21 protein-coding genes, 1 tRNA gene and 1 pseudogene are annotated in these 26,275 nt (G+C 62.6%); 10 read left to right on the top strand and 13 right to left on the bottom strand.

What is annotated here, in order from left to right:
• Positions 1-180: 180 nt before the first annotated feature.
• Together AYM40_RS11260 and AYM40_RS11255 are read right to left on the bottom strand one after the other, a co-directional pair.
• A complete protein-coding gene (locus AYM40_RS11260) occupies positions 181-987 on the bottom strand; it encodes an ABC transporter permease (protein ID WP_063496298.1) in 807 nt (268 codons plus the stop codon).
• The gene (locus AYM40_RS11255; protein ID WP_063497961.1) at positions 984-1,694 is read right to left on the bottom strand and encodes an ABC transporter ATP-binding protein; all 711 of its coding nucleotides are present in this window, start codon (positions 1,692-1,694) and stop codon (positions 984-986) included. The genes AYM40_RS11260 and AYM40_RS11255 overlap by 4 nt, the downstream gene beginning before the upstream one ends.
• A gap of 184 nt (positions 1,695-1,878) precedes the next feature.
• Here AYM40_RS11255 and AYM40_RS11250 point away from each other — a divergent pair, with 184 nt between their 5' ends.
• Positions 1,879-4,254 (top strand): AsmA family protein, encoded by a 2,376-nt coding sequence (locus AYM40_RS11250; protein ID WP_082855054.1) that lies wholly within the window; start codon positions 1,879-1,881, stop codon positions 4,252-4,254.
• A 19-nt stretch (positions 4,255-4,273) separates the two neighbouring features.
• Here AYM40_RS11250 and AYM40_RS11245 read toward each other — a convergent pair whose 3' ends face one another.
• Complete coding sequence (locus AYM40_RS11245; RefSeq protein ID WP_063496297.1) at positions 4,274-4,768, bottom strand: hypothetical protein; 495 nt, start codon at positions 4,766-4,768, stop codon at positions 4,274-4,276.
• 406 nt (positions 4,769-5,174) lie between these two features.
• Here AYM40_RS11245 and AYM40_RS11240 point away from each other — a divergent pair, with 406 nt between their 5' ends.
• The 3 genes from AYM40_RS11240 to AYM40_RS11230 all read left to right on the top strand — a co-directional run bounded on the left by AYM40_RS11240 (position 5,175) and on the right by AYM40_RS11230 (position 9,402).
• The gene (locus AYM40_RS11240) at positions 5,175-6,791 is read left to right on the top strand and encodes a sensor histidine kinase (RefSeq protein ID WP_063496296.1); all 1,617 of its coding nucleotides are present in this window, start codon (positions 5,175-5,177) and stop codon (positions 6,789-6,791) included.
• Between the two features lie 78 nt (positions 6,792-6,869).
• The gene (locus AYM40_RS11235) at positions 6,870-7,349 is read left to right on the top strand and encodes a response regulator (protein ID WP_063496295.1); all 480 of its coding nucleotides are present in this window, start codon (positions 6,870-6,872) and stop codon (positions 7,347-7,349) included.
• Between the two features lie 79 nt (positions 7,350-7,428).
• Complete coding sequence (locus AYM40_RS11230; protein WP_063496294.1) at positions 7,429-9,402, top strand: hybrid sensor histidine kinase/response regulator; 1,974 nt, start codon at positions 7,429-7,431, stop codon at positions 9,400-9,402.
• A 177-nt stretch (positions 9,403-9,579) separates the two neighbouring features.
• On the opposite strand, the gene mscL is transcribed toward AYM40_RS11230, so the two are convergent.
• The 4 genes from mscL to mfd all read right to left on the bottom strand — a co-directional run bounded on the left by mscL (position 9,580) and on the right by mfd (position 16,183).
• Positions 9,580-10,029 carry a large conductance mechanosensitive channel protein MscL gene (gene mscL, locus AYM40_RS11225; RefSeq protein ID WP_063496293.1) on the bottom strand — a complete coding sequence of 150 codons (450 nt, stop codon included), beginning with the start codon at positions 10,027-10,029 and terminating at the stop codon, positions 9,580-9,582.
• An 87-nt stretch (positions 10,030-10,116) separates the two neighbouring features.
• Entirely contained in the window at positions 10,117-11,151 is a 1,035-nt protein-coding gene (locus AYM40_RS11220) for a threonine/serine dehydratase (RefSeq protein WP_063496292.1), read from the bottom strand.
• A 96-nt stretch (positions 11,152-11,247) separates the two neighbouring features.
• On the bottom strand, positions 11,248-12,480 hold the full coding sequence (argE, locus tag AYM40_RS11215) for an acetylornithine deacetylase (protein ID WP_063496291.1): 1,233 nt from the start codon (positions 12,478-12,480) through the stop codon (positions 11,248-11,250).
• Between the two features lie 220 nt (positions 12,481-12,700).
• Positions 12,701-16,183: a transcription-repair coupling factor gene (gene mfd, locus AYM40_RS11210; RefSeq protein WP_063496290.1), complete on the bottom strand. Its 3,483-nt coding sequence runs from the start codon at positions 16,181-16,183 to the stop codon at positions 12,701-12,703.
• Between the two features lie 121 nt (positions 16,184-16,304).
• Between mfd and ispD the strand changes: the two genes are divergently transcribed.
• Complete coding sequence (gene ispD / locus AYM40_RS11205) at positions 16,305-17,021, top strand: 2-C-methyl-D-erythritol 4-phosphate cytidylyltransferase (protein WP_063496289.1); 717 nt, start codon at positions 16,305-16,307, stop codon at positions 17,019-17,021.
• Positions 17,022-17,059: 38 nt separating this feature from the next.
• The gene (gene ispF, locus AYM40_RS11200) at positions 17,060-17,539 is read left to right on the top strand and encodes a 2-C-methyl-D-erythritol 2,4-cyclodiphosphate synthase (RefSeq protein ID WP_063496288.1); all 480 of its coding nucleotides are present in this window, start codon (positions 17,060-17,062) and stop codon (positions 17,537-17,539) included.
• A 64-nt stretch (positions 17,540-17,603) separates the two neighbouring features.
• On the opposite strand, the pseudogene AYM40_RS43705 reads toward ispF, so the two are convergent.
• The 4 genes and pseudogenes from AYM40_RS43705 to ompR all read right to left on the bottom strand — a co-directional run.
• Positions 17,604-17,675, bottom strand: a pseudogene (locus tag AYM40_RS43705) (carboxymuconolactone decarboxylase family protein); the annotation flags it as partial.
• A gap of 139 nt (positions 17,676-17,814) precedes the next feature.
• Positions 17,815-18,363, bottom strand: coding sequence for a peroxiredoxin (locus tag AYM40_RS11195; RefSeq protein ID WP_063496287.1), 549 nt, complete (start codon positions 18,361-18,363; stop codon positions 17,815-17,817).
• A gap of 185 nt (positions 18,364-18,548) precedes the next feature.
• Positions 18,549-19,898, bottom strand: coding sequence for an ATP-binding protein (locus AYM40_RS11190; protein ID WP_063496286.1), 1,350 nt, complete (start codon positions 19,896-19,898; stop codon positions 18,549-18,551).
• 190 nt (positions 19,899-20,088) lie between these two features.
• Entirely contained in the window at positions 20,089-20,823 is a 735-nt protein-coding gene (gene ompR / locus AYM40_RS11185; protein ID WP_006048917.1) for a two-component system response regulator OmpR, read from the bottom strand.
• Positions 20,824-21,052: 229 nt separating this feature from the next.
• Here ompR and AYM40_RS42385 point away from each other — a divergent pair, with 229 nt between their 5' ends.
• From AYM40_RS42385 to AYM40_RS11175, 3 genes are all read left to right on the top strand, one after another.
• On the top strand, positions 21,053-21,385 hold the full coding sequence (locus AYM40_RS42385) for a hypothetical protein (RefSeq protein WP_082855053.1): 333 nt from the start codon (positions 21,053-21,055) through the stop codon (positions 21,383-21,385).
• A 173-nt stretch (positions 21,386-21,558) separates the two neighbouring features.
• Positions 21,559-23,187 carry a DUF1800 domain-containing protein gene (locus AYM40_RS11180; protein WP_082855052.1) on the top strand — a complete coding sequence of 543 codons (1,629 nt, stop codon included), beginning with the start codon at positions 21,559-21,561 and terminating at the stop codon, positions 23,185-23,187.
• A gap of 157 nt (positions 23,188-23,344) precedes the next feature.
• A complete protein-coding gene (locus tag AYM40_RS11175) occupies positions 23,345-24,616 on the top strand; it encodes a DUF1501 domain-containing protein (protein ID WP_063496285.1) in 1,272 nt (423 codons plus the stop codon).
• Between the two features lie 53 nt (positions 24,617-24,669).
• Here AYM40_RS11175 and AYM40_RS11170 read toward each other — a convergent pair whose 3' ends face one another.
• Positions 24,670-25,494 (bottom strand): squalene/phytoene synthase family protein, encoded by an 825-nt coding sequence (locus AYM40_RS11170; RefSeq protein ID WP_063497959.1) that lies wholly within the window; start codon positions 25,492-25,494, stop codon positions 24,670-24,672.
• 220 nt (positions 25,495-25,714) lie between these two features.
• Here AYM40_RS11170 and AYM40_RS11165 point away from each other — a divergent pair.
• A tRNA-Leu gene (locus tag AYM40_RS11165) sits at positions 25,715-25,801 on the top strand.
• A 95-nt stretch (positions 25,802-25,896) separates the two neighbouring features.
• Here AYM40_RS11165 and AYM40_RS11160 read toward each other — a convergent pair.
• On the bottom strand, positions 25,897-26,190 hold the full coding sequence (locus tag AYM40_RS11160; RefSeq protein ID WP_063496284.1) for a hypothetical protein: 294 nt from the start codon (positions 26,188-26,190) through the stop codon (positions 25,897-25,899).
• Between the last annotated feature and the right edge of the window lie 85 nt (positions 26,191-26,275).

Raw genomic sequence — 26,275 nt, 5'->3', positions numbered from 1 at the left:
GCGCGCGAAGTCAGCCAGATGGCCGCCGCATGGCGCCGCAGCGGCAGGGCGGCTATTTGCCGGCAGCGGCCAGCCAGCTTCGCGCATTGCTCGTCCCACGCTATCGCACCTGTGGCGTGTGGCCGATGAGATAGACCGCGAACAGGCGACGCAAGTCGCGCTGCGCATCCGCGTGCCCTCTCAACGCTGCGCCGCCGCCCGCTCCACCAGCCGCGCCGACAGAAACCGGTGCTCCGCCGAGAAGAGCCGCCGATACGTGAGCAGCACCGCGCCCACCGTCCCCAAGGCGGACGCCGCCGCGATCAGGAACATGATCACGATCTGATAGCGCACCGCCTGCAACGGCGACTGACCGGCCAGCACCTGCCCGGTCATCATGCCGGGCAAACTCACCACGCCGACTACGGCCATCTGATTCAGCGTGGGCATCATGCCCGCGCGCACCGCCTGGCGCGCTGGCGCGTGCGCCGCTTCCCAACGGGTCGCGCCGAGTGCGAGCGCCATGTCCACACGGTCACGCCGCGCGGTCAACTCTTCGGTCATCCGTTCGATGCCGAGCGACACGCCTGTCAGCGTATTGCCGAGGATCATGCCGAGAATCGGAATCGCGTACTGCGGCTCGTACCACGGGTGAATGCGGATCACGACGAAGAGCCCAACCGCGGCCACGAGCCACGAACTGACCCAGATCGACAGCACGCTATCCGCACGCTGGCCGGCATAGGTGCGGCTGCCGCGCTGCGCGCCCGCGAAGCCGGCGATCAGCGTCATCACGACCATCAAGGGCAGCACCACGAACCAGTGGGCGTATCGGAACACCCAGCCGAGCACATAGCCGATCGCCAGCAACTGCACGACGGTGCGTACCGCTGCCCACGCGAGCTTGCGTTCGAGGTCCAGCTTGAGCGCCACCGACACCACGCCGTTCACCACGATCAGCAACGCGGCGATCGCGACGTCCCAGAGACTCAGGTTCTGCAGTGTCATGGGTCGATCTCCTGAGGCGCGGGCGCCGCCACGGATTCGTCGAGCACACCGGCGCGCATCGTGAGGTGCCGGGCGCTCATGCGCGCCGCTTGCGCCGGATCGTGCGATACCCACATCGACGCATGCCGCCCAGGGTCGTCCGCGAACCACGCGTGCACCAGCGCCTCGATCGCGCGCGACGATTCCGGATCGAGCGACGCAGTGGGTTCATCCAGCAGCAGCACTTCGGGTGCGAGTTGCAATACGCGAATCAGCGCGGTGATCTGCGCTTCTCCGCCGGACAACTCGCTCGCACGCTTGTCGAGAAAGTCGCTGCCGCGGCCGGCCTGCGCGGCGAGACTTGCCGCGCGCGCGCGATCGAAGCGCACGTCGCGGTAGGCGCGCAATTCGAACGGGTAGCGCAGATTGTCTTCGACGCTGCCGTCGAGCAGCGCGGGCCGTTGGCGGATATACGCGACGTTGCGGCGGTAACGCGGAATGGCGGCGCGTTCGACCGGCGCGCCGTGCCACATGATGCGTCCCGCATCGAGCGGATCGAGCAGGGCGAGGGCGCGCAGAAACACGCTCTTGCCCGAACCCGACGGCCCGGTGACCGCGACGCGGTCGCTGGCGCCGAGGGCGAAGGTGGTCGGTTGCAGCAATGTCTGCCCGCGCAATGCATCGCGCCGGGCGATGCCGTCGGCGAGGACGAAGGGAACATCGGTCATGAGTGGGTTCGCGGTGGATTTTTGCGTGGATTCGGGGGCCGCCATGACATTCCCTTACGTTTCCATGGAAGAGAACCCTGTGCCCAAACTGTGCGGCATGATAAAACGCCTCCTATTGGACAATACTACCGGGCACGCTGCGTGCTGCCCCATGCACAACGAAGAACAAAGGCGGAGTTTCTCAATGGCGGTGTCGAGCACGATTGGAAGGCGGATAGGAAAAATCATCGCATGGCTGGTGGCGATCATCGTCATTCTGATTGTCGCGCTGACAATTTTCATTTTGACCTTTGACTGGAACCGGGCCCGGCCTTACATCAACGACAAGGTCACGCAGGCGATCGGCCGACCGTTCGCGATCAACGGCGATCTGAAAGTAGGGTGGCAGTACCCGGTCGGCGAGACCGGCTGGCGCGGCTGGGTGCCCTGGCCGCGTTTTTCGGCGGCCAATATCACGGTAGGCAATCCCGACTGGACCCAACAGCCGCACTTCGCGGCGCTCGATGAAATCGACTTCGAGGTCAAGGTGCTGCCGCTGCTCGCGCACGACATTGTGATTCCCGCGATCAATCTCGTGAATCCCTCGGTCGACCTCGAACGGCTGCTCGATGGCCGTGATAACTGGACTTTCAAGCTGGCATCGTCCGGTGGACCTTCCGAATGGAGGCTCGATTTGCACGACATCGCATTTGCGAAGGGCAATATCGCGCTGTCCGATCAGCAGAAGAAGCTTGAGATGCAGGTGGCCATCGACACGCTCGGCCAGCCGATTCCGATCGGCGAGGCGATGAAGGAGCAGGAGGCGGCGTCGCGCAGCGCGTCGGCGGAGGCGGTCGGCAAGGCCGGCGCGAGCAAGCTTGCCGCACAGGCTAACGCGCAGGCCGCATCGGAAACCGCAGCCGCGGCTTCCGGCGCTTCGTCGACGGAGATCACCGCTTCGGGCGCGACAGCGGCGAATGGCGCGTCGGGTGCGCTGCTTGCCAGTGGAGCGAACGGTGCAAGCGAGGGCGCAAGCGGAGCAGCGGTGGCCTCGGCGTCGAGCGCCAGCGAGGCAGGCACGGCGAACGGTACGAAACCCGGGATCACTCCTTACGCGATCGGTTGGACCGTCAAAGGTATCTACAACAAGACGCCGGTGTCCGGCAGCGGCAAGGTAGGCGGCGTGCTGGCGTTGCAGGACGCGAACCGGCCGTTCCCGGTGCAGGCCGATGTGAAAGCTGGCGATCTGCGCGTCGGGCTCGTGGGCACGCTCATCGATCCGGCGCATCTTGCCGCAGTCGATTTGCGCCTCTGGCTGCAAGGCAACAGCCTGGCGCGGCTGTATTCGCTGACGGGCGTGACCTTGCCCGACACGCCGCCGTATGCGACCGAGGGGCGCCTCATTGGTCAGTTCAAGTCCGGCGGCAGCGTATTCAAGTATGAAAATTTTACGGGCCGGGTGGGCGGCAGCGATCTGAATGGCTCGCTGACCTACACGGCCCGTGAGCCGCGTCCGCTGTTGCAGGGCGAACTGGTGTCGCATCTGCTGCAGTTCGCCGATCTGGCGCCGGTCATCGGCGCGGACTCGAAAGCCAGCAAGGCGAAGCGCGGCGACGCGACGGCGCAGCCGGCCAATAAAGCGTTGCCAGTGGAAGAGTTCCGCACCGACCGCTGGAAGGCAATCGACGCCGACGTGAAGTTCACGGGGCGCCGCATCGTCAAGGACACCAACCTGCCGATCACGGACCTGTACACGCACGTCGTGATGACCGACGGCGTGCTGTCGCTCGAGCCGCTGAAGTTCGGCGTGGCGGGTGGCTCGCTGTCGTCGGATATTCATCTGGACGGCAGCACGACGCCGCTGAAGGGCCGCTTCGCGACGTCGGCGCGGCATCTGAAGCTCAAGCAGTTGTTCCCGGACTTCAAGTCGATGCAGAACGCGCTCGGCGAAATCAACGGCGACGCCGCGCTGACCGCGACCGGCAATTCGCCGGCGGCGTTAGCGGCGACCTCGAACGGCGAGCTGAAGGCCTTGATCACGGACGGGACGGTGAGCCGCCTGCTGATGGAAGCTGCGGGACTGAACGTGGCGAACGTGGTCTATGAAAAGCTGTTTGGCAATCGCGACGTGAAGATCAATTGCGCGGCGGCGGATTTTGTCGCGACGAACGGCGTGCTGGATTCGCGCGTCTTCGCGCTCGACACGGACGACGCGGTGATCAATATCGACGGCAATGTGAATCTGCGCGACGAATCGATGGATCTTGGCGTGCATCCGCATACCAAGGGCTTCCGGGTGTTTTCGCTGCGCTCGCCGCTGTATGTGAAGGGGACCTTCAAGGACCCGCACGTGGGGGTGAATGCCGCCGCGCTGGCGCTGCGAGGCGGCGCCGTGATCGGGCTCGGATTGATCAATCCGTTTGCCGCGCTGATTCCGCTGCTTGCGCCTAGCAATAACAAACCGCTGCCGTGCGGGCAGTTGCTGTCGCAGGCTCGTCAGGCGCCGAGCGCGCCGCCGCCGGGCGTGAAGCAGCAGCCTAAGCCGGCCATTTCCCTCAACGGTGCGCCGGTGAACAAATAACGAAAAGGAAAGAAACGAACTACCTCAACGAGCGCGGAGCGGCGTCCCCCGCCGCATCCTGCCTGCGAACCCCTCGCCGGGCGCCGCCAATGCGGGTGGCGCCAAACTCCATCAGAATCTTGCCTCGAGCCCGGCTGGCAAAGACGAGGAAGCCAAACCCATCGGCTTCATACCAATACCCGCCGTTCTCGAGCCCATCGAGCGGCTGCTCCAATGCATTGGTAATGGATTCGATACAACGCCGCCGCAATTCGGCGGGCGCGGGATAGGGTGGCTGCGCGCCGCGTACGCTGCATAGGAGAACGTCGAGCCCGGGCAGCACATGTGCATAGAGCACCGGTTCGTCCTGCGCGCGAGCGCGCGCAATTTTGGTGTCGAGCTGACTGAACGGCTTGAAATGCCGTAGGACCGCGAGGAACGACTCATCGCCGTCCACCTTCGCGCGTCTACGCTTTTTCGGGAAGGACATAAAAATTCGCCTGAAAAAGAATTGCAAGAAACGCAGCGTCCTCATGCGACAACTCCCGGCTTCGCGCGCCGCACGTCGATCTTTTATAGCATACGACAAGGCCGGATTCACGGTGATTCGGCGCCTGCGCCTTCCCACCGCCTCCCGCACGAATCATGCCGAACCGCCTCGCCGCGCGCTTTCGCTTCCCAGCACATCTGTCTCCATCATAGACGCACGCGCCGCCGAAAAAACATCCCGTAGCAATAAAAAAGTCATTTTTATGTGGGCGAGCGCATCTTGCCGCTACGTTGAAATATCTCACGTTCACGTCGATAATGGCCCGTCCGGCAGCACCGCGGCGTGCTTTCCAGTCCTGCGCCGCGACGGGCCGTCCGCGTGGTGAGGCGAGGGGCGCGGGCCGTGCCGGACTGGCAAGCACGCCGCGGCTTGAACGACCCTTCGGGCGAACATGAAACTATTCACCAAGGGTCTGCTGCTGATTGCAGTGCCGAGCGCGGTCGAGCTGGCGCTTCTGGGCGTCGTCTTCGATACCCAGGAGCAAACGGCGCAGGCCGCGCAGTGGGTCAGCAACAGCAAGCAGATCCTTTACCAGTCGTCGGCCATGGTCGATCCGCTGCTGCGTCAGGCCGCACGGGTCCGTACGGGTATGGTCGTCGGCGATCCGTTGTTTATCGACCGCCACACGGTATGGGTCGACCTCGGCGACCGGCTTTCGAACCTCGAAGCGCTGGTGGCCGATACGCCGCAACAGGTCGGGCGCGTGCGCAAGATGCAACAGGCGATCGAGGCGTATCGCGCGCAGGCTGCCAGGATCTCGCAGGCGCTGCACGCAGGACGCAACCTGAATTCGTTTGCCGCCCAGGATACGGGCGCGCTCCCTCAGCAGATCGCGCTGTTCCGCGATCAGCTCGCTGAATTTGGTAGCGAGGCCTCGCGGCTCGACGCCGAGCGCGGCGCGGCTCTGGCGCGGCGCCACGAACGCCAGCAATATGCGCTGATCGCCGCGGTGTTGGGGTCGATGCTGATCTGGGCGGTCACCGCCGTGGTGTTTGCGCGCAGCATCGGCCAGCGTCTGGAAGTGTTGACGGGCAACGCCGAACGTCTGGGCCGCGGGCGGGAGCTCGCAGCGCCGCTGTCCGGCAGCGACGAAATTGCCGCGCTCGACGCGGTGCTGCATCAGACGGGCGCGCGCCTGCGCGAGGCCGACGGCGAACAGGCCATGCTGAAAGCGCGGCTCGAAGCGCGCGCGCGGGAACTGGCGGGCGTCAACGAAGAACTGCGCCAGGAGACGCAAGACAATGAAATGTTCATCTATAGCGTGTCGCACGATCTGCGCTCGCCGCTGGTGAATCTGCAAGGCTTTTCGAAAGAATTGCAGGTGTCATGCGACGAACTGGGCAGCATCGTCGAGGCGGCGAGACTGCCGGAGGCGGAGCATCGGCGCATGGTGCATATCCTCGACGGCGACGTGCGCGAGTCTCTGCAATATCTACGCGCAGCGGTGACGCAGGCGGCGGCGATCATCGACGCGCTATTGCGGATTTCGCGCGCCGGCCGGCGCGAATACCAGTGGCAGCGGGTGAGTGTCGGACGGGTGGTGAGCCGCGTGGTCGACGCGCTGCAAGGCGCGATCAGGCAGCGTGCGGCGGTGGTCACCGTGCGCGAGTTGCCGCCCGCATGGGGCGACCCGGGCGCGATCGAGCAGATTTTCAGCAACCTGGTCGGTAACGCGCTCAATTATCTCGATCCGGCGCGCAATGGGCGCATCGAGATCGGCGTGCTGGCGCCGGAGCCGGAACCAGTCGACGAGACGGAGCCGCGCGCGTTGCGCACGCGCACTTATTATGTGCGCGACAACGGCCTCGGGATTCCAGCGGCGTATATGTCGAAGGTGTTCCGCGCGTTTCAGCGTTTGCACGGCGACGTCGCGAACGGCGACGGCATCGGCCTCGCGGTGGTGCGCCGTATGGTCGAACGGCATGGCGGCCGCGTTTGGGTCGAGTCGGCGGAAGGCGCGGGCTCGACCTTTTTCGTCGTGTTGCCGGAACAGCCGGCGCGTCATTGAGCCGGGACAGGCACGAGGAGAAACGGTGGGGACAATTAAAAGCACGATGCAAAAATGGATCGTCGGCACGGAGGGCATATGAGTCACGGGGAAACGGTCAGTATCGTGCTGATCGAAGACGACGACGGCCACGCGACGCTGGTCGAGCGCAATCTGCGCCGTGCCGGCATTTCGAACGGTTTCGTACGCTTTCGAGATGGCCAGCAGGCGCTCGATTACTTCTTCGGGCCGGTGCCGGCGGACGCGGCGGCCAGCCCTTACCCGCCTCGTGAAGATCTGACGAATTTCGTCGTGCTGCTCGATCTGAAAATGCCGCGCGTGGATGGTTTCGAGGTATTGCGGCGTTTGAAGGATTCGCCGCAGACAGCCGCGGTGCCCGTGATCGTGCTGACCACGACCGACGATCCGCGCGAAATCGCACGTTGTTACGAACTCGGCTGCAACGTCTATATCACCAAGCCGGTCGAATACGACGCGTTCATCGAAGCCGTGCGCCGTCTCGGCTTCTTCCTGCAGGTGGTCAAGCTGCCGCCGGGCCACCGGCTGGCCCCGCCGTGACGGAAACTTCATGTGAAGGCGCTCCGAAAGCGGCCCATGACAAGATAGCCACACCCGATCTAGCCAAAGAAGACTCTGCATGACCGAAGAAGTGTCCCCGCAGCCTGCCGCTTATGTGCTGGTCGTCGACGACGACGAAGGCATCTTGCGGCTTGCGCGCAAGTCGCTCGAGCGCGCCGGCTGCCGGGTTGCAATCTGCGCCGGTGTCGAAGCCGCCCGCGAGCGGCTCGCTGCGGGCGCGCCCGATCTGCTCGTGCTCGACTACCAGCTCAGCGGGCCGGAGACCGGCCTCGACTTCTTTCGCCGCTTGCGGGCGGAAGGCGTGCGGATTCCCGCCATCCTCGTGACCGGTTTCACCGACGAATCCCGCGTAATCGAAGCGTTGCGCGCGGGCGTATCCGATGTGGTGCCGAAATCCGGCGACTACCTTGATTACCTGCCCGAAGCGGTGGACCGGGTGCTGTCCCAGGTGCGTTTGCAGAAAGCCTCGGACGAAGCCTTGTTGCTGCGCGATCGCGAACAGCATTACCGCACCTTGTCAGAGGCGTTGCCGCACCTCGTGCTGACCTGCAACGCCGCGGGAGATTGCGATTTCCTGTCGAAGCAGTGGTTCGACTACACGGGGTTGGCGGAAAGCAGTTCGTACGGTCTTGCGTGGCTCGCCGCGGTCCATCCCGACGATCGTGAAGAGATTCGCCGCACCTGGCTCAAGGCGGTGACGAGCGGCGCCGCCGATTATCGGCACGAACTGCGGATTCGCCGCCACGACGGCGAATATCGCTGGTTCGACGTCCGCGCGGTCGCCATGCGCGATCCCGAGGGCAATGTCAGCAAATGGTTCGGCAGTTGCACGGATATTCATCCCCAGCGCGCGGCGATCGAGGAGCGCGAGCGGCTGCTCGCCTCGGAGCAGGCCGCCCGCCAGACCGCTGAAGAAGCCAATCGTGCGAAAGACCGCTTCCTCGCCATGCTGTCGCACGAATTGCGCACGCCGCTCACGCCTGTACTGGCGGGCGCCAGCGTTCTGGAGATGATCCCGGATCTGCCCGATCAGGCACGCGCGAGCGTGCGCATGATCCGTCGCAACGTCGAACTCGAAGCGCGCTTGATCGACGATCTCCTCGATCTCACGCGCGTGGCGAACGGCAAGCTGCGTTTGTCGCTCGAAACCGTCGACGTGCATGAGGTGATGGACAGCGTGCTCGAACTCTTTCGCAGCGAGATCCAGGTCAAGCAGCAGGACGTGCATGTCCACAAGAACGCGCAACACCATTACGTGCTCGCCGACCGCGCACGGCTGCAACAGATGCTGTGGAACCTGATACGCAACGCCGCCAAGTTCACGCCGGACGGCGGCCATATCTACGTGCGCACGCATGATGAACGCATGCACGTGCAGATCTCGGTCGAGGATACGGGCATCGGCATCGAGCCCGGGCAGATCGGCAAACTGTTCAACGCGTTCGAGCAGGGCAACCAGAACATGACGCGGCAATTCGGCGGCTTGGGCCTGGGTCTCGCGATCACCAAGGCACTGACCGATGTGCACGGCGGCACGGTGATCGCACAGAGCCCGGGCGCGCACTGCGGCGCGACTTTCACGATCACGCTGCCGACCGCCGCCGCGCCTGCGGAATCGACGCCCGTTGCAGCGCCTGATGAGGTGCGTCCGCCCGGCCTGTTGACCATTTTGCTGATCGAAGACCATGTGGATACCGCCGAGGTGATGGCGCAGCTGATTCGCAGCCTCGGGCACGAGGTGACCACGGTAGGCCGTGTGGACGAGGCATTGGCCGCCACCGAGTCGCAGACCTTCGATCTGGTGATTAGCGATGTGGGCTTGCCCGATGGCACCGGCCTTGATTTCATCAAAGCGTTTCGCGAGCATTCGGATGCGCCGGCGGTTGCGTTGACCGGTTTCGGTACTGACGAAGATGTGCGGCGTTGCCTGAGCGCGGGCTTTACTTCGCATCTGACCAAGCCTGTCAATTTCGGACAGCTCGAAACGATGATCGAAAGCGCGCTGAGTCAGAAGGCGGAAAAGGACGCTTAATGAGTTCGCAGCGTCAACTGGGCCGGCGTAATTTGCACGCGCCATGAAAAAGGCCTGTGGGGATTTTCTCGGCGATTTTCTCGCAACAGGCCTTTTTTATTCGCGCCGGCTAATGTGCTGGTGCGAATGCGTAACGCGGTGAAAGTGGCTTAACGCGGGTGGCTTACCACGGGCGCCTTAACGCGGCGATGAGTTCTTCAGCGAATCGCGAATCTCACGCAGCAGCACGACTTCTTCGGGCGTCGGCGGCGGCTCTGCCGGCGCGGCTTCAGCCGGCTTGCGCAGATTGTTGATGAACTTGACCATCAGGAAAATGATGAACGCGAGGATCACGAAGTTGATGGCCACGGTGATGAACGAGCCATAACCGAACACTGCCACGCCTGCCGTCTGCAAGTCTTTATACGACTCGGGACTGCCTTTGAAGCTCGCGGGAATATCGCCGAGGCGAACGAATTTGTTGGAGAAATCGAGGCCGCCGGTGGCAACGCCGACAACCGGCATGATCAGGTCTTTAACAATTGAATTGACGATGGTGGAAAATGCGCCGCCGATAATCACCCCGACGGCGAGATCCATCACGTTGCCTTTAAGGGCAAATTCCTTGAATTCCTTAATCATGCTCATATACGTTCCTCCCAGAAGTCGATATTCGAATCATACCAATCCAAGAAGGATAGGCTAGTTTTGTGCCCTGGAAAGAGCAGCTTGGCTTTATTCTGGAAACTGTGACTGGCTATGGCGCGCCCGTTCGATATGCGCGGCAAAACTGACCGGGTCGGTATTGGTGCCGCACAGCAGCACGCCTACGCGTTTGCCTTGCAGCGTTTCGCGCAGCGGTCCCAGCAGCGCCGCCGTAGCTGCGGCGCAGGCCGGTTCCACGGCTAGCTTAAGTTGTCCGAACAAGGTCAGCATGGCCGCGCGCAACTGGTCGTCGGATACGGTGACGAGCTGGTCGATATGACGGCGGCACAACTCGTAGCTGTATTCCTCGGTATGCGGCGACGCCAATGAATCGGCAATGGTGTGCATGTGGCCCAGCTTGACCGTGTGATTGGCGGCAAAGCTTTTGCCCATCGCATCCGATCCTTCCGGTTCGACGCCGTACACATGCACCCGCGGATTCGCGAGCCGCATGGCGGTGGCCACACCGGCAGCGAGACCGCCACCGCCGATTGGCACGATCACCGCTTCGAGGTCGGGCGTTTGCGTGACCCATTCATAGCCGAGCGTGGCCGAGCCCAGCACAGTGCGATAACCGTTGAACGGGTGTACGAAGTAGCGGCCTTCCTCCGCCTCGATACGGCGCACCAGTTCGAATGCTTCGGCAATGTTCTCCGCGAACACGATGTCGGCGCGATATTGCCGGCACAAGGCGACGCGTGCCGGATTGGCCGCCCGGAACAGCACGACCTTCGCGCTGATACCGAGACGCATCGCTGCGTACGCGACCGCCACGGCGTGATTGCCGCCCGACACACAGGTGACGCCCGCGCTGCGTTGCGCTTCGTCGAGCGCAAGCAGGTTGGTGAACGCGCCGCGCGCCTTGAAGCTGCCGCCCGCTTGCAACAACTCGAACTTGAAGTTCACGACCGTGCCTTCCAGCGACGGAAAGTCGAGCCGGTCGAACACCGGCGTTCGCGTGACCCACGGCGTCAACGCAAAGTGCTGCGTGGCGATGTCGTCGAGTGTGGGGATCGGCTCGCCGTCGATCGTATGGTCGGTATGCTGCGGCGTGGCGCTTGACATGGCGTGGGCGTGTTGTTTCTCGATATGGCTAAGACTGTTTTTGCAGCGGTCAGTTTCAGTGCGCGTGTGCGTCCCTCCTGTGCGAAAGGGGACTTCCTACGAAGCGTCAACCGACATGCTGTGAATGAATTTTTGCAGGAAACGTTCGCACGCCACGAGCTGATCCAGCGCCACGAACTCGTTGGCTTTGTGCGCCTGCTGGATATCGCCGGGGCCGCACACAATGCTCGGAATGCCCGCCAGCGAGAACAGCCCGGCTTCGGTGCCGTACGCGACCTTGCGCTTGTCCTGATCGGCGGTCAGCGCGCGCACGAGTTGCGTGATCGCGGCTTGTTCAGACGAATCGAGGCCTGGCGCGGCAGCGATCTTCGTAATCTCGATCGCCGCAGATGGATGCTCGCGCAACATTTTCGGCAGCAGTGTTTCGCGTGCATATTGGTCGATGCGCGCGAAGATCGGCTCGGGGTCGAGCGTCGGCAGATTGCGGAATTCGAACTGGAACGTGCATTCGGCCGGCACGGTATTGAGCGCATTGCCACCCATGATCGTGCTGGTTTGCGCCGTGGTGAAGGGCACGTCATACAGTTCGTCGAACGGGCCTTGCGCGCGGAATTGATCGGCCATATCGCGGATGTAGCAAATCAAACGCGCGGCGTATTCGATGGCATTCAAGCCCTTCGGCGTGAGCGACGAATGCGCGGCCTGCCCGCGCACGCAGCACTGATACGCGTTGATGCCTTTGTGAGCGACGATCGGGCGCATGCTGGTCGGTTCGCCGACAATGCAGCCGTCCGGCTTCACGCCGCGCTTCATCAGATCGGCGATCAGGAGCGGTGCGCCGGCACAGCCCACTTCCTCGTCGAACGACAAGGCGAAGTGAATCGGCTTGGCGAGCCTGGTGCGCTGCATGTCGGGCACGAGTGTCAGCGCCGCGCCGATGAAGCCTTTCATGTCGCAGGTGCCGCGGCCGTACAGTTTATCGCCGCGAATTTCCGGCTTGAACGGATCGCTGTCCCATTGCTGACCGTCCACAGGCACGACGTCTGTATGGCCCGACAGCACGACGCCGCCGTTCGTCTCGCCGTTGTGCGCGGGAATCGTTGCGAACAGATTGGCCCATTTGCCGCTTTCGTCGTGAGTGAGCGTGGCTTCGATGCCGACCGCGCGCAATTCGTCGCGCACGGTTTCGATCAGGCCGAGATTCGGATTGCGGCTTACCGTGTCCATCGACACGAGACGGGTTACCCAGGGAAGTGAGGCAGGCGAGGAAGTATTCGATTCAGAGGCGGACGCTTGCGGGGACTGCGCTGATTCAGCGACGTGAGACATGACAAGACTCCGGCATTTGAGTCTTTCGATCATACCCAAAAAAACCGCACCCGTATGCTGCGGTGCGCGTTTGCGCACCGCAGCATGAGCGCACAGCGCCTAGACGTACCCGTTTTTTTGGGGCCCGGGATAGGTGCCGGCGCGGGTGCCGGTGCGGGTGCCAATAGCGGCGCCGATGTTGACGCGATACCGGCGCGTCAGCACGCAACGGCGCGACACGTTAGCGCGCAGCAACCGTGGCCGCCGTGCCGCGACTGGGCGATCCCAATGCGCGCAAGGTCTCTTTCACCGTCGCCACACGCACGGCCAGATCCGGGCTGCGCGTTTCAATACGCAGCTTGTCCTGGCCCGCGAGCTTGATGTGCTTGTGCTTCTGCACCATCTCGATGATCCGCATTGCATCGATCGGCGGGTTGGGGATGAACTGCAAGCCGATCACGGATTCGCCCGCATCGATTTTCGAAATGCCCAAAGGCTTGGCCGCCAACCGCAGACGATGCGTCTCGACGAGCGCATGCGCTTGCGGCGGCAACTTGCCGAAGCGATCGATCAGTTCTTCCTGAATGCCGTCGATCGAATCGTTGTGTTCGCAATTAGCCAGGCGCTTGTAGAGCGACAGACGTTCCTGCACGTCGCCGCAATAGTCCGCGGGCAGAATCGCGGGCGCGTGCAGGTTGATCTCGGTGGTTGCGGCGAGCGGCGCGGTGAGGTCCGGCTCCTTGCCTTCCTTGAGCGCCTTCACGGCATCGTTCAGCATGTCGGTATAGAGCTGGAAACCGATCTCCTGAATCTCGCCCGATTGCTTGTCGCCGAGCACTTCACCCGTGCCGCGAATCTCGAGGTCGTGCATCGCGAGATAGAAGCCCGAACCGAGTTCCTCCATCTGCTGGATCGCTTCGAGACGGCGCTGCGCCTGCTTGGTCAGTCCTTGCGGGTCATGCACCAGCAGATACGAGTACGCCTGGTGATGCGAACGGCCGACGCGGCCACGCAACTGGTGCAACTGCGCGAGGCCGAACTTGTCGGAGCGGTGAATCAGAATCGTGTTGGCACTCGGCACGTCGATGCCGGTTTCGATAATCGTCGTGCACAGCAGAACGTTCGCGCGTTGGGCAACGAAATCACGCATCACGCGTTCGAGTTCGCGCTCATGCATCTGTCCATGCGCGACGGCGATACGCGCTTCGGGCACGAGCGCTTCAAGCATGTGCCGACGATTCTCGATCGTCTCGACTTCGTTATGCAGGAAGTACACCTGGCCGCCACGTTTCAATTCGCGCAACATCGCTTCGCGAATCACGCCGTCTTCTTCGCGACGCACGAAGGTTTTGATCGCGAGGCGCTTTTGCGGCGCGGTGGCGATCACGGAGAAATCGCGCAGACCTTCGAGCGCCATGCCGAGCGTACGTGGGATCGGCGTGGCGGTCAGCGTGAGCACGTCGACCTCGGCGCGCAACGCTTTCAACGCCTCTTTCTGACGCACACCGAAACGGTGTTCCTCGTCGATGATCACGAGCCCCAGCCGTTTGAACTGCACGTCCGACGACAGCAGCTTGTGCGTGCCGATCACGATATCGACCGTGCCTTCGTTGATCTGCTGGATTGCCGCGTTGACTTCCTTGGTCGACTTGAAGCGCGACAATTCGGCGATGCGCACCGGCCAATCGGAGAAACGGTCAGTGAAGGTTTGCGTGTGCTGTTCGGCGAGCAGCGTGGTGGGCGAGAGCAGCGCAACCTGCTTGCCGCCCATCACCGCAATGAACGCCGCGCGCAATGCCACTTCGGTCTTGCCGAAACCGACGTCGCCGCACACCAGGCGGTCCATCGGCTTGCCGCTCGTCATGTCGCCGATCACAGCGGCAATCGCCGCGGCCTGGTCCGGTGTTTCCTCGAAGCCGAAGCTCTCGGCGAACTTCACATAGTCTTTCGGTTCAAGCGCGAACGCATGGCCTTCGCGCAGGGCGCGACGCGCATACAGGTTCAGCAGTTCTGCCGCGGTGTCGCGAATCTGCTGCGCGGCCTTGCGTTTGGCCTTTTCCCACTGGCCTGATCCGAGGGAATGCAACGGCGCGCTTTCCGGATCCGCGCCGCTGTAGCGCGAGATCACATGCAACTGCGCGACCGGCACGTAGAGCTTGCTGTCGCTCGCGTATTCGAGGTGCAGGAATTCGGTCTCGCCTTCGCCGAGATCCATCGTGACGAGGCCCATATAGCGGCCGATGCCGTGCTGCGAATGCACGACCGGATCGCCGATCTTCAACTCGGACAGATCGCGCACCATCGAATCGACGTTGCTCGCCTGTTCCTGACGGCGGCGTCCCGCGCGGCGCGCGAGCGGGCCGTAAAGCTCCGTCTCGGTGATGATCGCGATGCCGTCGACCGGAACCGCAAAACCGTTGGCCAGCGGTGCGACGCCAAGCGAGAAACGTGTGTCGCCCGTGAGCCAGCTTTGGAACGTGTCGCTCGACGCCGGCTTCAGATGATTGTCGGCGAGCAACTGCAACAGCGTTTCGCGCCGGCCGGCCGACTCAGTGGCAAAGAGCACGCGGTTCGGCGTGGTGTCGAGATAGGCGCGTAAGGCCGAGAGCGGATCCTCCGCGTGACGGTCGATCGCAAGATTCGGCAATGGGGTTGACCAGCCGCCGCCCGCGTTGGCGGGCAAGGCGAGCCGCGCGAACGGCTTGGCGAACGTGAAGAAATCCTCGTCCGACAGGAACAGACGCTGCGGCTCCAGAATCGGCCGGTCGCGATCGTGCGACAGGAAGTTGTAGCGTTGTTTGGTGTCGTTGGTGAAGCGCCGGATCGCCGCGTCCAGATCGCCCACGAACGCCAGTTGCGCACCTTCGGGGAGATAGTGGAAGAGCGTCGCCGTCTCGTCGAAGAAGAGCGGCAGATAGTATTCGATGCCTGCTGAGGGCACGCCGTTGCCAATGTCCTTATAAATCGACGCGCGGCTCGGATCGCCCTCGAAGGTTTCGCGCCAGCGGCTGCGGAAGGCGGTGCGGGCGGCCTCGTCGAACGGGAATTCGCGGCCGGGCAGCAGGCGCACGTCCTTCACGGGATAGAGGCTGCGCTGCGTGTCCGGATCGAATGCACGGATCGAGTCGACCTGGTCGTCGAACAGGTCGATCCGGTATGGCAGCGGCGAACCCATCGGAAAGAGGTCGAGCAGCGAGCCGCGCACGCAGTATTCGCCCGGACGCACCACCTGGCTCACATGCTCGTAGCCGGCCAGCGTCAACTGCGCTTTGAGCCTGGCCTCGTCGAGGCGCTCGCCTTGCGAGAAGGAGAACGTGTAGCCCGCCATGAACGAGGCAGGCGGCATCCGGTACAAAGCGGTGGTGGCCGGCACCAGCAGGATGTCGCAGCGGCCGTCGCCGAGATCGTGCAGCGTGGCGAGGCGCTCGGAGACCAGATCCTGGTGGGGCGAAAAGGTATCGTAAGGCAGCGTTTCCCAGTCGGGCAGCAAACGCACGCGTGCCTCGGGCGCGAAAAAGCCGATTTCCTGCGACAGCCGCTGCGCGTCGACAGCGTTTTCGCAGACGACCGCGAGGAGCGGCACCTTCTCGCGATAGGCCAGATGGTAGCGGGCGATCAGCAGCGCGTCGGACGAGCCGTGCGTGCCGTCGAAGGCGAAACGCTGGCCGGGCTTGACGAGCGCGACGGGCGGGGCGTACTGCGATGATGCGGCGATGTCTGGCATAGAAGAGAAAAGGCGGCCTCGGGCTCACACGTGATCGGCAAGTTTACGCGTGTCGGGGCGTAGATGCGAAGGAGGTATTATAAAATCCGTCCTTTACTTTAACTTCGCGGCTTCCGCACTCGTGACTTCCCGTCTATTTGCCCTGATTCCGTGCGCAGGCATCGGCAGCCGTTCCGGCGCCGCGATGCCCAAACAATATCGCACTGTCGCCGGCCGCGACATGTTGCATTACTCGCTGGCGGCTTTCGACGCCTGCAGCGAGTTTGCGCAAACCCTTGTCGTGATTGCCCCCGAAGACCAGCACTTCGACGCCCGCCGCTTCAGCGGCTTGCGTTTCGCCGTGCGCCGCTCTGGCGGGGCGTCGCGCCAGGCGTCGGTGCTGAACGGACTGCATGCGCTGGCCGAGTTTGGCGCGCACGACGACGACTGGGTACTGGTGCACGACGCCGCGCGGCCCGGCATTACGCCTGGCTTGATCCGCACGCTGATCGCCTCGCTGAAGGACGACGCGGTGGGCGGCATCATGGCCTTGCCGGTGGCGGATACCTTGAAGCGGATCGACTCGGGTTCGTCCGACGGGCGGATTGCCCGCACCGAAGCGCGCGACGGCCTGTGGCAGGCGCAGACGCCGCAGATGTTCCGCATCGGCATGTTGCGCGAGGCGATTTTGCGCGCGCAGGCGGACGGTCACGACCTGACCGACGAAGCGAGCGCGCTCGAGTGGCTGGGGCACGCGCCCAGGTTGGTGCAGGGGAGTTTGCGTAACTTCAAGGTCACTTATCCGGAAGACTTCGATTTGGCCGAGGCGATTTTGTGCCGGCCGTCGTCGGCTTCCTGAATGGATAAATCAGATTTAAATTAACGGACTTGACGGATATGGATTTCAGAATTGGGCAGGGTTATGACGTGCATGCGCTGGTGCCGGGGCGTCCGTTGATTATCGGCGGCGTGACGATTCCCTACGAGCGCGGGTTGCTCGGGCATTCGGATGCGGATGTGCTGCTGCATGCGATTACCGATGCTATTTTCGGCGCGGCCGCGATGGGCGATATCGGGCGGCATTTCTCCGATACCGATGCCAGATTTGCTGGCGCGGATAGCCGGGTTTTGCTGCGTGAGTGTTTCGCTCGCGTTAGAGCGGCGGGGTTTTCCATTGCTAATGTGGATAGCAGTGTGGTTGCTCAGGCGCCTAAGCTGGCGCCGCATATCGAGGGGATGCGGGCTAATATCGCTGCGGATCTTAACCTCCCGGTTGAGCGGGTTAATGTTAAGGCCAAGACTAATGAGAAGCTGGGTTACCTTGGGCGAGGCGAAGGCATTGAAGCGCAGGCTGCGGTTTTGTTGATCAAGAATTGATATTAGGTTTTTTGCCTGCGCAGCGAAAAAACCTTAACCCTGCTGCGCTCGCAAAAAAACTATTTCCTTCAGCAGCAATACACTGCGCAGCAGCGTTATCCACTGCCGCAATGCGGCCAACATCCCGCAATTGCGCAGATTCAGCCGAATGTCCTTGGCGTAGTCAGGTACATGTGCCTTAATCGAAGGCAAGAATTCCATTGAAATATTCTATCGGTTTGTCGACAAAAAAGCCCGCTGCCGTTTCAAGCGTAGCGGGCTTCTGACAGCGTGGCTTACAGCGTTGCGCCGCCGACCGCCCAGTTGCAAGGACACGGTTCGTCCGTTTGCAGGCCGTCGAGAATACGCAGCACTTCTTTCGGGTTGCGGCCGACGTTCAGGTTGTTCACTGAAACGTGTTGAATCGTATTGTCCGGATCGACAATGAACGTTGCGCGCAGCGCCACGCCGGCTTCCTTGTCGCGCACGCCGAGCTGGTCGATCAACTCGCCCTTCACGTCACCAAACGAATAGTGGTTGAGCTTGCTCAGGTCCTTGTGCTCGCGGCGCCAGGCCAGCTTGACGAATTCATTGTCCACGCTACCGCCGAGCAATACCGCGTCGCGCTCCTCGAAATCCTTGGCCAGCTTGCCGAACTCGACGATTTCCGTCGGGCACACGAACGTGAAATCCTTCGGGTAGAAATAGATGATCTTCCACTTGCCCGGAAACGACTGTTCCGTGATCTCCTCGAACGCCGATACGCCGTTTTCTTCATGGTTGTTGAAGCCCGGCTTGGCCGCAGTGACGGTGAACGCTTCGACTTTATCGCCAACGGTTTTCATGCAAGTGCTCCTTCGTTTGACGGAAAAACAGCATGTTGAGGCTATCAGCTCGTCGTAACGAGCACGTTACACGGTTTTGAATATGGCAATATCAAACCATTCGCTCAATAGTTTTATCCTAACCCCTTGGGGAGTTTTTATTCAACGCGGCCGGCGGTCGCACTGGCAGGGCAATGCCCCTTTGGTCAGACGCCTTTTGCCAGCGGAAACTCGATCGTGACCTCGAGCCCCGGGCCTGGCGTGCGATTGCGCAGGCGCAACGCGCCGCGATAACGGCCTACCAGCCGCTGCACAATGGCCATGCCAAGGCCGGTACCGTTCGCCTGGGTGCGCGCAGAGTTCACGCGATAGAACGGTCGTGTGACAAGAGCCAGTTGGTCTTCGGGAATGCCGGGCCCTTCGTCGACCACCGACAATTCGACCCGTGAGTGTGATACCCGCGTTTCCAGAATCACATGCGGTATGCCGTCGGCGTCGCTCAAACCATACTTGCGCGCGTTCTCCAGCAGATTGCCGACCACGCGACGCATGTCGGTTTCATCCGCCTCGATCACCGCAGACGGCGCGAGGCGTGTGATCAGGCGCATGCTGTCTTCGCTCTGCATGCGCGCGGCAAGCTCACCTGCGATCACCGACAGATCGACGGGCTCCGGCACCCGCTGCACCGGACGAGCGTAATCGAGGAACCGGCCGATGATCATGTCCATCTGCTCGATGTCGTCGACCATCGCATCTTTGGTGGCCTGGTCGGACGGGCTCATTTCGGTTTCGAGCCGCAGCCGCGCAAGCGGGGTGCGCAGATCGTGCGAAATGCCGGCGAGCATCAGCGCGCGGTCGGCCTCGAGCTGTTCGAGGTCCTGCACCATCTGGTTGAAGCTGCGATTGGTCTCGGCGGCCACGCCCATGCCGCGCTCGGGCAGCGGCTCCGGTAACTGGCCGGAGCCGACTTTGCGCGCGGCCATGGCGAGCCGGGCGAACGGACGGTTCACGAGACTGGTGATGAAGGCCGCGCCAAACAGCGACAGCGCCAGCGCAAACACGCCCCAGCCGGCCCACTGCAAGCCCGTCGCGTTGTCCAGTTGATCGCGGTCGAGCGCCACCCAGTAGTCGTCGTCGTCGATCTTGAAGCTGATCCAGACGCCGGGGATGTCGTTGACGCTCTGCGCAATCACCGTGTCGTCGCCGAGGCGGCCGCGAATGTCATGTTCGATCAGCCGGTTCAGCGACTCGTTGGGCTGGAGTCTGTACTTGTCGGTGGTTTCGCGAGGGTACACGCGCACCCCTTCATTGCTCTCCAGATCCTGCAGCAGGGCGCGCCGCAGGTCGGGATCGGAATAGAGGAGTGCAGTGCGCGTGAGCTTGACGATGGCGACCAGTTGCAACGCCACGCGCTGTGCGCGCGGCTCGCGTTCGATCACCCGAAAGCTCTGGAACCACGCGGCGAGACTGACTGCGATCAACAGCGCGATCAACAGAAAGGTCCGCCAGAAAAGGCCACCGAACGCGAGCGTCAGGAGGCGCCGGTCGATCCGCATGGGCCCTTCTTATCTGGAACTATCTTGCATGGAACCAGAGTAAGCGCTTTGCATGGGACCAGAGTAATCGCGCTGAAGCGCGAATTCTGGTCGACAGCTAAAGAGCCAACTCTGGTCGACTGCTTTGCATGGGACCAGAGATAAGGCGCTAAAGCGCCAACTCTGGTCGACACATAACGTGAGGGCAAACTCAGGCTGCACCGTCAGGAATGAACACGTAGCCAAGACCCCAGACGGTTTGAATGAAACGCGGGCTGCCCGGATCAGGTTCGATCAGCTTGCGCAGACGCGAAATCTGCACGTCGAGACTGCGGTCGAAGACTTCATATTCACGGCCACGCGCCAATTCCATCAGCTTTTCACGCGACAGCGGCTGACGCGGGTGACGCGCAAACACCTTCAGCACCGAAAACTCACCCGTGGTCAGCGGAATTTCCTGTCCGGCCTTGGTGAGTGTGCGGGTGGCGAGATTCAGCGCGAACTCGCCGAACTCGAACACTTCGGTGGTTTCGGACGGCGCGCCCGGCAACTCCGACGGCGACTGGCGGCGCAGCACCGCGTGAATCCGCGCGACCAGTTCGCGCGGGTTGAACGGCTTGGGCAGATAGTCGTCGGCGCCCATTTCGAGCCCGACGATACGATCGACGTCTTCACCCTTGGCCGTCAGCATGATGATCGGCGTGCGGTCGTTGCTGCCGCGCAAGCGGCGGCAAATCGACAGGCCGTCTTCGCCGGGCAGCATCAGATCGAGCACCAGCAAGTCGAAGCGCTCACGCACCCAGAGCTTGTTCATGGACGGCGCGTTCTCGGCAACATAGACATTAAAGCCCTGTTCACCGAGGTAGCGGCGCAGCAGATCGCGCAGGCGCGGATCGTCGTCGACGACGAGGATTTTCGAAGGGTTTTTGGTTTCCATGGTCGGCATCTTAGCGCGATTAGAAAGTGGTGCGCGGTTGCATCGTTTACCGGGTTACAGTCAGTTACAAAATTTACCCGCACTGTGGCACGACGTAAAGCACGGGCAGGTAGACTCCTTTACTGAATGCGGCTGTTCGGTGGATACTTCACTCGACTAAAACTCTCGCACCCGGCTCGCTACCGGGGTCTGTATACGCATTTAAGGTAGCCGGTTGCCGCGCCACGAAGGGAACAACATGAAGGGAGGGGTTTGGCCGAATGTGCGCCTAAGCGTAATTGTACTGGCGGTAGCCGGGACGCTTGCAGGCACACTGGGACCAACGCTCGCCCACGCCCAGCCTTCGGCCGACAGAGCGGTGACCGAACGCGTGCCCAAGCCGGCTAATTTCAGGGCGAATCGCCGTAACTCCAACCCTGGCAGCGACCGCCCTGCGTCAGACGTGATATTGCGCACTGCAGTTCCCCCCGATCTTGATCAACGCCGTCGTGATGGCCATATGACGCCCGACGAGCGGCGTCTCTTACGGCAGCACATCGAAGACGCTGTGCGCGAGCTCTACAAGCGGTAGCTATTTCCGTGCCCGCTCTCGGCACGCCAGTCGCGCTTTCTCCGCGCGCGAAAGATTTCGTTGCACTTCCCTGGTCAACTTTTTCCTTTCATCTGCCGTTGAGCCGCCAGAGCACAGCGGCTTTTGCATGCGCGAATGCCTTTTCGTGACGCCCCGCAACCGGATGGTCGACGATGAAAGTGACAGGCGGTAAGGGTGGGTGCTGGCTGGCAGTCACAGCCACTGCGCTCGTCGTCGTGACGTGGTGTGCGCCGGCACCGGCCGTGCAGCAAGGCGCTGCTCATGCTCCCCACAACAAGCATCGCGCGCCGTCTGCCGCGTCTGCTGTTTCCGCAGCCGACCAGGACATCCTCGACGCCGACGACGCGCGTTTCTTCCTGACGCGCGTCGGCTTTGCGCCCGACAGTGGCGAGGTCGCGCAATACCTTGGACTCACGCGCGAGCAGGCCGTCGACAAAGTGCTGGCCACAGCCCGAACCGAAGCCGTCACGCCACTGCCGGACTGGGTACTCGAACCAATCCCGACACGCGAAATCCGCAAGACGTGGACGGACGATCAACGCCGCGAAGAGCAGCGGCTGCGTGGCCAGCGTTACGAAATATTACGTGCATGGTGGGTGCGCGAGATGTTGAGCACGCCGTCGCCACTGACCGAACGCATGACGCTCTTCTGGCATAACCACTTCGCGTCGGGGCAGGACAAAGTCCAGTATCCGCAGCAGATGGCGCAGCAGAACATGCTGTTGCGCCGTGACGCGCTCGGCAACTTCGGCGAGCTGTTGCACGGCGTCGCGAAAGATCCGGCGATGCTCCAATACCTGGATGGTGCGAGCAATCGCAAGGGCAAGCCCAATGAAAACTTCGCGCGTGAAGTGATGGAGTTGTTCACGCTCGGCGAAGGGCACTACACGCAGCGCGACGTAGCGGAAGCCGCGCGTGCCTACACAGGGTGGAGCCTCGATCCCGACACGCAGACGTATGTGTGGCGTGCCACCCAGCACGATGACGGCGACAAGACCGTACTCGGTCAAACCGGTCCGTTCGACGGCGATCAGGTGCTCGACATCCTGCTAGCGCGGCCGGAAACGGCGACCTTCGTCACGTCCAGACTGTGGCGCGAGTTTGTCTCCGACACACCGGACCCCGCCCGCATCGCACCGATCGCCGCGCAGTTTCGCGCGAGTCACTACGATATCAAGGTCGCATTGCGCGGCCTCTTCATGAGCGACGCGTTCTGGGACGACGACGATCGCGGCGTCCTTGTGAAATCGCCGGTGGAGTTCGTCGTCGGGACACTGCGTGCGTTCGATATCGGTTATGACGACACGGCACCGTTCGCCGCGCAGATCCGCACGCTTGGCGAGAACCTGTTCTACCCGCCGAACGTCAAAGGATGGCCGGGCGGCACGATATGGATCAATAGTTCGACACTGCTTGCCCGCAAGCAATTCGTCGAGCAACTGTTTCGCGCGTCTGAAACCGCCGGTCAGCGGCGTGTGAACAATCCAACGAGTGCAAAGCTCGCGGCGAGCGGTGCACCGGGCAATATGCAGGCGAATCCGCCAATGCAGCGCGCGATGGCGCGAGTCGGCCAGACGGGCCAAGGTGGCGTACGCTTTGACATCGACACGTGGCTTGCGCAATACAACACCGCGCCGACGGCGAAGCCGGGGCTGTCGGTGGAGCTTCAACTGCAGCACGCGGTTTTGCCGCTCGCGCCGGTTGACGCGATCGAAACCGATTCGACCGCCAGTGCTTATCTGGAGGCGTTGCTGATGGACCCGGCGTATCAGTTGAAGTGAGCAACCGGGCGATCTGTTGAGGTGAGCGACTGACGTGAGCGGCTGCGACGGGCGACGGAATCGAGCCGTTCAACCGTTTAAGTCAGATCGGCCGCGCCAATGAACGGTCCGTCGACGGCGGCAAGACAGGCGTCATGGCAATCGAACGAGGTGAAGGATGAAACGACGCAGCTTTCTGTCGATCAGTGCAGCCGCCGGCGCGACGCTCTGGTTGCCACGCGCGTTCGGTGCGCAGGCGGCAACTCCCGGCGGTTCAACGAATCCCCGCTATAGCAACCTGCTGATCCTCGTCGAGTTGAAGGGCGGTAACGACGGTTTGAATACCGTGATTCCGTTTGCCGATCCCACTTACTATCAGCTGCGTAAAAACATTGGCATCAAACGCGAGCAGGCGATTCAGCTCGACGAGCGCACCGCGCTGCACCCGTCGTTGCAACCGCTGATGCCGCTTTGGCAGAGCCAGCAACTGGCGATCGTTCAGGGCGTCAGCTATGCGCAACCGAACCTGTCGCATTTCCGCTCGATCGAGATCTGGGATACCGCGTCGCGTTCGGATCAATACTTGCGCGAGGGCTGGCTCACACGCGCATTTGCGCAAGCTCCGGTGCCGGCCGGTTTTGCCGCCGACGGCGTGGTGATCGGCAGCGCCGAAATGGGGCCGCTCGCCAACGGCGCGCGCGCGATCGCGCTGGTCAACCCGGCGCAGTTCGTCAAGGCCTCGCGTCTCGCCACACCGGTGTCGCTGCACGAGCGTAATCCGGAACTGGCGCACATTCTCGACGTCGAGAACGAGATCGTGAAAGCCGCCGACCGCCTACGTCCCATACAAGGTCAGCCGCAATTGAAGACGGTGTTTCCCGGCGGTGCATTCGGCAGTTCGATCAAGACCACGATGCAGGTGCTCGCCGCTGGCGACGCCCCCCAGGAAGTCCCCTTGGCGGGCGCCCCCCAGGAAGTCCCCTTGGGGAACACGCCGCGAGGGCAGCCGAAGCGCGGCCCGGGCGTCGCGGTGATCCGTTTGACGCTGAACGGTTTCGATACGCATCAGAACCAGCCTGGTCAGCAGGCAGCGCTGCTCAAGCAACTGGCCGAAGGGTTTGCGTCGATGAAGTCGGCGCTGGTGGAACTCGGCCGCTGGAATGAGACGCTGGTGATGACCTACGCCGAATTCGGCCGGCGCCCGAGTGAGAATCAGAGCAACGGTACCGACCACGGCACAGTGGCGCCGCATTTCGTCATGGGCGGGCGAGTGCAGGGCGGCTTGTATGGCGTGCCGCCGGTGCTCACGCGGCTAGACGGCAACGGCAACTTGCCGGTGGGTGTCGATTTCCAGCAACTCTACGCGACCGTGCTCGGACCCTGGTGGGGGCTCGACGCGCCCGCGATCCTGCAGCAGCGGTTCGAGCCGCTGCCCCTCCTACGCGTCTGATAGTGGACTGCGCTTTCTTCTCTGCATAAGGTGGCGGCCGGCGTGCCGCCCGCTTATCTGGCGCGCCACGCGATCCAGAGTTTGCGGATCGGCGTCAACGCGATGCGTTGATGCAGCACGTGATAGCCGTCACGTTCGATTTCATCCAGCAGCGCCAGGGCAAGTGCCGCCTGCGCCACCAGCGTGCGCTGCGAGCGGCGCTCATGCACGGGCATGGCGGCGAGCGCCGCTTGCAAAGCATCGCGGGCCCGCTTGGTCTCGAAGCGCATCAGCTCGGTAAACGCGTCGGAATATTTTCGATTGATCAGATCCGCAGCAGTGACATTAAAGCGCTGCATTTCGTCGATCGGAATATAGATGCGGCCGTGACGCGCATCATTGCCGGTTTCGACGACGAACTGCGCAAGCTGCAGCGCCTCGCCGAGCGGCCCGGACCAGTTCGACGCCTGTGCGCTGTCTTTCGCCGTAGCACGCGCGAGCAGCGACGCGAAGGTGCCGCCCACGCCCTGCACGTAGCGCCGCAGATTCGGATAGTCGAGGTAGCGCGCCTGGTCGAGGTCCATTTCGAAACCGGCGAGCAGCGCCTGTAATGCCGGATACGCGGTCTGCACGTCGGGCAAATAAGCCGCCAGCGCCTTTGAAACCGGATGCGACGGCGAGCCCGAAGCCAGCGCGGCGATCTCGTTTTGCCACCACGCGAGTTTGGTGCGGCCGATGGCCGGATCGCTGGTTTCTTTTACGGTTTCCTCGAACTCGCGGCGCAGGGCAAACAGCGCGGTCAGGAGCGGCTGGCTTGCCGCGGGCGCCTGCCGAAGCGCATAGTAAGTGCTCGATCCGGGCGGCGCCGCTTTCTGCTGGCAATATTCGTCGAAATTCACGGGATTGGAATGTGGGGAAGGGCAGGCGAAGAGGGGCACGGCGTGCGTGCCTTTGGCCGAAAATTGTAGCATCCACGCTCCTCGGGCAGATGCATGAGCAAATGCAGACAAGTGCGAATCAATCGGTTAGAATCTCGCGCTTACACTTTCGGGCGCGGGGTTTTACGCGGCCGTGAGCAGGCAGGACATCGGGCAGAACGCGTAGCGGCTTTGCCCGGCTGCGAGGGTGGCGAAATTGGTAGACGCACCAGGTTTAGGTCCTGACGCCCGCAAGGGTGTAGGGGTTCGAGTCCCCTCCCTCGCACCATCCCTATGTAGCAGAGAACCCCGTTAAGTCTTCGGACTGACGGGGTTTTTTGTTTTCCGTGTGACTTGCGCCGGGCCGCGCGTGCCCGGCAGCGCTCAGGCGTCCGGTGCGGGCGATTGCTGTTCGGCTTGTGCGCCCGGCAACTCGGCTTGTGCGGCGCCTTCGAGAAAGCGGCGGGTCGATCCGAATGCCTGCAGCATCGGATCGGGCCATGGCGTTTGCAGCATGACCGCCTGGTGGTTTTCGAACGCCGACGACAACAATTTTGCCAGTTCAGGCGAGCGCAGATGACGCAGCAGCACACTGACGGCGATCGCCGTCGCCTGGCTTGCGCCGGCGGTTTGAAGTTCTGAGGCGGTGAGGGCCGCTAGCTGTTTGTTGATGTCCACTGAAACTTCCCTGGGTGAAATGTGGGTGACTGAGGTGGTGACTGAAGGCCCGGTGGCCGATCCCGAATTTTGACATGGTTGACGG

Source organism: Paraburkholderia phytofirmans OLGA172, assembly GCF_001634365.1.
Taxonomy (GTDB): Bacteria; Pseudomonadota; Gammaproteobacteria; order Burkholderiales; family Burkholderiaceae; genus Paraburkholderia.
Note: the sequence above shows the minus strand (reverse complement) of the source record. Positions and strands in the feature narration are given on the sequence as shown.